Raw genomic sequence first — 5,753 nt, forward strand, 5'->3', positions numbered from 1 at the left:
CCACGAAATCCTGGTAGGTATTGATGCCGCGCAGCTGCAAGATCGCATTGCGCACGGCGGCCTCGACCAGCACGGCGATATTGCGGCCGGCTTCCACCTGGATGATGACCTTGCGCACCGGGATGCCCAGCACGTCCTGCGTCAGCGGTTCGTACGGGATGCGTTCGTAATCGCGCTCTAGCGTTTCGCGGCGCACCAGGTGCACGATCATCTTCAGGCGCATCTTGCGGCGCACCGCCGTCTCGCCAAAAATGGCCTTGATGTCGAGCAGGCCGATGCCGCGTACTTCCAGCAGGTTTTGCAGCAGTTCCGGACAGCGTCCTTCAATCGTGGTCTGGTTGATCCGGTACAGGTCTACCGCATCGTCGGCCACCAGGCCGTGTCCGCGCGAAATCAGTTCCAGCCCCAGTTCACTTTTGCCCAGGCCGGATTCACCGGTGATCATGACGCCCAGGCCCAGGATGTCCATGAACACGCCATGCATGGAGGTGCGGTCGGCAAAATGCTTGGACAGGTAGGCCCTGAGCACGTCAATCACGAAAGCCGCCGATTCGGGCGTGGCGAACATCGGCAACTGGGCGCGTTCGCACATCGACAGCAGCGTGTCCGGCGCGGTCTGGCCGTCGGCGACGATCAGCACCGGTGGCTCCAGCGTGATGATGCGGGAAATGCGCCGGGCGCAGTCCTCAGGGCTGGCATTCGTGAGGTAAGCAACCTCGCGTTCGCCCAGGATCTGCACGCGGTAGGGATGAATGTAGTTGAGGTATCCGACCAGATCGGCGCCAGAGCGTGCAGCCCGCACGGCGACTTCGTCGAAACGCCGCTCGGAGGCCCCGAGGCCGGCAACCCATTCCCATTTCAGGGCGGCGCGGTGGTCTTCAAATAAAACGTCAGCGCTGACAACGGTGGGCTTCATGCGGCCTTGTACTTTTCCTGTTCAAGACCCTGCCGGGCCGGACAGCGTGCAACCGTGCAACACCGCATCTAAGAACTGACTTCGTGGACGGAATGCCAGGAAGCGATCAGGTTGTGCAGTCCAGCGGCATCGGTGCTGGTCTTGAGTTGCTCGCGCAGGGAGCTGTCGCTAAGCAATTCGGCAATTTCCGAAAGAATTTCGAGGTGTTTTTGAGTGGCAGCCTCGGGAACCAGCAGAAAAATCAGCAGGGCTACGGCCTGTTCGTCCGGCGCATCGAAGCCAATGGGCGCCTGCAACAGGAAAACGGCCGCCATGGGGGCCTTCAGGCCCTTGATCCGGCCGTGCGGAATCGCCACGCCGTGGCCAAGCCCGGTGGAGCCCAGGCGTTCGCGGGCGAACAGGCTGTCCGTGATCAATGCGCGGTTCAGGCCATGTTGGTTCTCAAACAGCAGACCGGCTTCCTCGAAAGCGCGCTTCTTGCTGGTCGCTTCAACGCTGACCAGAACCTGGGAGGGGGGCAAAATTTGCGAAAGACGGTTCATAACAATCTTTTAGTCGCCGAATTATGCACTTTGCAGCGGGTTGACCGCAAAAAAGGCATTAAAAAGCCGCTTGGCGCCACAAGCGGCTTCGGCGTCTGGTTTGGCGCGCCTGCAGATGCCCTGCAGATTCGCCGCGACAGAAAACGTGCAATGCAGGTTTTTCCGTCTGCACGCCACCGGTGAATGCGGCCCTTCGAGGAGAAGCCGCGCACTCTGAAAAGGGACAGCCCGAAAAGACTTTCAGGCCTGGCGCTTGGCAGCAACGTGGTGGTGATCCTGGGTTCTGGTTTTGTAACGCCCAACCTGACGGTCCAGCTTGTCTGTCAATTCATCAACTGCGGCGTAAAGATCAGCGTGGGAGCTCTCGGCAAACAGGTCGCGGCCCTTGACATGCACATTGCATTCGGCCCGCTGGCGTCTTTCCTTTTCTTTCATGTTGTCCACTGTCAACAGGACTTTTACGTCTACTACCTGGTCGAAATGCCGGGTAATCCGATCCAGCTTGCTGGTCACATAACCGCGTAGCGCGGGGGTAACTTCAAGATGGTGGCCGCTGATCGTCAAGTTCATAAAGAGACTCCTTTTTCCAAGGTTGGAGCTGGGTTGAAAACACTGCCGGGCCCATGAAGGCGAGGCAGCGGACGGGGACACTCTCTTGGATTCACTATGCGCCCGATGCCCCGCAATTGCAACCTTGCGCCGCAATAAATAATGAAACCTTATGAAAAACCCCTTGACCCGATTTCACTGCATGCGCTGAGTGCTGGCGTGCCGCCCTGGCAGCGCCTGAAGGCCTTTGATTCTTCTGGCTTTTTACCAAGTCAAACCGTGTGGCGGCCAAGCCAGCGGACTTGCAGGAAGTCTTTCGCGGCGGCATCATGCTGACACAATTGCCCGCAGCCGGCCCGGCCCCATCAATGAGGCAATGGCAAAGACTGAAACAGCGCCCCATGGCGAAAAAACCATAACACCAGCCGATCAAGCTCATGCCCCGCCTGCTTTCACCACGTCCGCCGCATACCCGGCCCGGCCATGTCGCTTGAGACCATCATTTCTTCTGCGTTAACCCGCCCTGACGAGGCGCAAAATGCCCTTGTCCTCATGGGCGGCGGCGCACGCACGGCCTACCAGGCGGGAGTGCTTCACGCCCTGTCAACCATGCTCAGCGTGCAGGGCGGTGCGGCTGACCCGAAATTCCCGTTCAAGATCCTGGTGGGCACGTCAGCCGGTGCGTTGAACGCAGCTTTCCTGGCAAGCCATGCGGGTGAAGGCTTGCAGGCATTCGGCCGATTGGCCAATTTCTGGACCACATTGCGCTCATCGCAGGTTTACCAGCTCAAGGTTCCCGCGTGGATCCGTTCAAGCCGCATTGCGGCGGCGCTGTTTTTGTCGCAGCAGGTGCGGGCGCAACAATCCCTGCTGGACAACACACCGCTGGTCGACACCTTGCACCATGCCATTTCGCTGGGCCACATCGAGCAGGTGCTGCAGGATAAAACCCTTCACGCGCTGGCCATCACGGCCTCCAGCTACAGCAGCGGCGTGCACTGGACGTTCTGCCAGATGGCTGCCGGCCGCCACGCCGATCTCTGGAGCCGGCCAGGGCGGCGTGCAGAGTTCCAGCCCGTCACCATCGAACACCTGATGGCTTCCAGCGCCATTCCCTTCCTGTTCCCCTCCACGCCGCTCTGGGTGGACGGCCACCGCGAGTTCTTTGGCGATGGTTCCATGCGCCAGAGCTCCCCGCTCTCACCCGCCTTGCACCTTGGGGCCAGCAAGGTGCTGGTGATCGGCGTGGGGCAACCCGAGCGCGCCGGTTTCGTCGGCAGCAACGGGCCGAACGTGAGCGGCCGGCCCACGCTGGGCGCCATTGCCGGCCATGCCATGGCCAGTGTGTTTCAGGACACGCTGCAGGCCGACGTGGAGCAGGCCCAGCGCGTGAGCAAAACCGTGCGGCAGATGCCGCGCGAAATCGCGGCTGTCATGCCCTACCGGCCCGTCGACGTGTTGGCGATTGCACCGTCACAGTCGCTCGACGCACTGGCGCAAGCCCACGCCGGCGAATTACCGCGGGGGACCTACAACGCGCTGGCTGGCCTGGGTGCGCTGGGCGCCAAAGGCAGTCCGGGAGGCGCCGCACTGGCCAGCTACCYGCTGTTCGAGCCGGGGTTTGTCAAGGCGCTGATGGCGCTGGGCGAACAGGACGCTTACGCGCGAAAGAGCGAGCTCATCGAGTTTTTTATGTAGCGCAAGCGGTGGATAAACCAGGTGTGAAATGCCATAATCGCCGCTTATTCATTACGGAGAAATCCTTGGAAAGTAGCCCTAGTTGCTAGCTTTCAACACCGCAGACTGACGCCAGGCTTGCAAAGGCTCACGTTGAAAGGGGGTTGAAAGCGATGCCATATCCCACCGCCCTTTTACCGCGCTTTCGCGCAAGGCCTGAGCGTTCGCCTTGTGCCGGCCCTTGAACCGATAGGCAGTCAGTCATGCTCAATATTTTCACGCTGGCCAACGGCCGGCTTTTCCAGGAAGAAATCGAATCCCTGGAAGAACTCTCCAAATTCCAGCCCATCTGGGTGGATCTGGAGTCTCCCACCCTCGAAGAAAAACGCTGGATCAAGCAGTACTACGGGTTGTCCATTCCGGAAGACGCGATGGACGAGGACATTGAAGAGTCCGCGCGCTTCTACGAGGAAGACAACGGCGAGCTGCACATCCGCTCCGACTTCCTGATTGCCGACGACGAAGAGCCGCGCACCGTGCGGGTGGCTTTCATCCTGAACCTGGTCAACGACGACCTCAAGAGCAAGGGTGTGCTGTTTTCCATCCACGACGAAGACGTGCCGGTTTTTCGCCTGCTGCGGATGCGCGCGCGCCGCGCCCCGGGGCTTATCGAAGACGCCAAGGAGGTGCTGCTCAAGCTGTTTGACGCCGACGCCGAGTATTCCGCCGACACGCTGGAAGGCGTTTATGTCGAGCTCGAAAAAGTCAGCGCGCAGGTGTTGTCGGGCGACGTGACCGACGCCCTGGCCGGCGAAGTGCTGGGCGCCATTGCCCGCCACGAAGACCTGAACGGCCGCATCCGCCGCAACATGATGGACACGCGCCGCGCGGTCAGCTTCATGATGCGCAGCAAGATGCTCAACGCCGAGCAGTTCGAGGAAGCGCGGCAGATTCTGCGCGACATCGACTCGCTCGATTCACACACCGCCTTCCTCTTTGACAAGATCAACTTTTTGATGGATGCCACGGTAGGCTTCATCAATATCAACCAGAACAAGATCATCAAGATATTCTCGGTGGCCAGCGTCGCGCTGCTGCCGCCTACGCTGATCGCCAGCATCTACGGCATGAATATGTCTTTCCCCGAACTGCAGCTTCTGGGGCCGGCGGCTTATCCGTATGTGATCGCGCTGATGGTGGCCAGTGCACTGGTGCCGATGATCTATTTCCGCAAGCGGGGCTGGCTGAAATAGCCGCTCTCAAGCTGCCGCGGGATGCACCCCAGGTATCAAATCAGGATCCAACCCAATACAGACAAGCGCGAGCAGCTATCAAATAGATAGCAAACACTTTAAACGGGAATCGCCGGCAGCAACTTCTCAACAATGGCACGCGCGTAGACGCTGGCCACTTCCGCCACAAATGCCGGAAAGTCCACGTGCGCGGTGTCGTCGGCGCGGTCGGAAATCGTTCTCACCGACGCAAACGCCACGCCGTAGTCATGGCAGACCTGCGCCACGGCCGCACCCTCCATCTCGACCGCCAGCGGCGTGTGGCCTGCTGCAATCAGTGCCGCACGGATACCGGCGGCTTCCTGCGCACCGCAGACAAAGCGGTCGCCGCTGATCATCAGCCCGCGGTGGACACGCGCAGACGGATACGCCGGCACAGTACCGGCAGCCAGCGCCGCCGCGTGCAATAACGCCGTCAAAGCCGCGTTGCTTTCAAAAACCGTCTTGCCATACAGCGGAACCTCATAGCGGGGAAACAGCGGTGAGGCGTCCATGTCATGCTGCACAAAACTGTCGGCCACCACCACATCGCCCACATTCACACTTTCGCCCAGCCCACCGGCCACACCGGTGAATACAATGCGGCCGACCTTGAAGTGCTCGATCAGCGCCACCGCMGTGGTGGTTGCCGCCACTTTTCCGATACGCGCGAGCACCAGCACGACCGGGTGCCCGTGCAGGGCACCAAGCCAGAACTCGCGGCCAGCGTGCTTCACCTGCCGCGCGTTTTCCAGCAGGTCAATCAGGCCGGACTGCTCTTCAGCAAGGGCGCTGAGG

7 protein-coding genes are annotated in these 5,753 nt (G+C 60.7%); 3 read left to right on the plus strand and 4 right to left on the minus strand.

The features are described from left to right. Together hprK and AC1DWI_RS11935 are read right to left on the minus strand one after the other, a co-directional pair. Positions 1-916: HPr(Ser) kinase/phosphatase (gene hprK / locus AC1DWI_RS11930; protein ID WP_477724899.1), on the minus strand; the 916-nt coding region annotated here is incomplete at its 3' end. Between the two features lie 68 nt (positions 917-984). Continuing rightward, positions 985-1,458, minus strand: coding sequence for a PTS sugar transporter subunit IIA (locus AC1DWI_RS11935; RefSeq protein WP_477668778.1), 474 nt, complete (start codon positions 1,456-1,458; stop codon positions 985-987). Here AC1DWI_RS11935 and AC1DWI_RS11940 point away from each other — a divergent pair. Further along, the gene (locus AC1DWI_RS11940; RefSeq protein ID WP_477668940.1) at positions 1,348-1,641 is read left to right on the plus strand and encodes a hypothetical protein; all 294 of its coding nucleotides are present in this window, start codon (positions 1,348-1,350) and stop codon (positions 1,639-1,641) included. The two genes, AC1DWI_RS11935 and AC1DWI_RS11940, sit on opposite strands and share 111 nt — an antisense overlap. A gap of 57 nt (positions 1,642-1,698) precedes the next feature. On the opposite strand, the gene hpf is transcribed toward AC1DWI_RS11940, so the two are convergent. Then, positions 1,699-2,028: a ribosome hibernation-promoting factor, HPF/YfiA family gene (gene hpf / locus AC1DWI_RS11945; RefSeq protein ID WP_007872838.1), complete on the minus strand. Its 330-nt coding sequence runs from the start codon at positions 2,026-2,028 to the stop codon at positions 1,699-1,701. 462 nt (positions 2,029-2,490) lie between these two features. On the opposite strand from hpf, the gene AC1DWI_RS11950 reads away from it, so the two are divergent. Together AC1DWI_RS11950 and AC1DWI_RS11955 are read left to right on the plus strand one after the other, a co-directional pair. Then, positions 2,491-3,705, plus strand: a complete 1,215-nt coding sequence (locus tag AC1DWI_RS11950; protein ID WP_477724900.1) for a patatin-like phospholipase family protein — start codon at positions 2,491-2,493, stop codon at positions 3,703-3,705. 242 nt (positions 3,706-3,947) lie between these two features. Continuing rightward, entirely contained in the window at positions 3,948-4,937 is a 990-nt protein-coding gene (locus AC1DWI_RS11955) for a magnesium and cobalt transport protein CorA (protein WP_477668780.1), read from the plus strand. 98 nt (positions 4,938-5,035) lie between these two features. Here the strand turns inward: AC1DWI_RS11955 and AC1DWI_RS11960 are convergent. Continuing rightward, on the minus strand, positions 5,036-5,753 hold a 718-nt coding region (locus AC1DWI_RS11960; protein WP_477724901.1), incomplete at its 5' end, for a 5'-methylthioadenosine/adenosylhomocysteine nucleosidase.

This window comes from Polaromonas sp. P3_C2 (assembly GCF_056402675.1).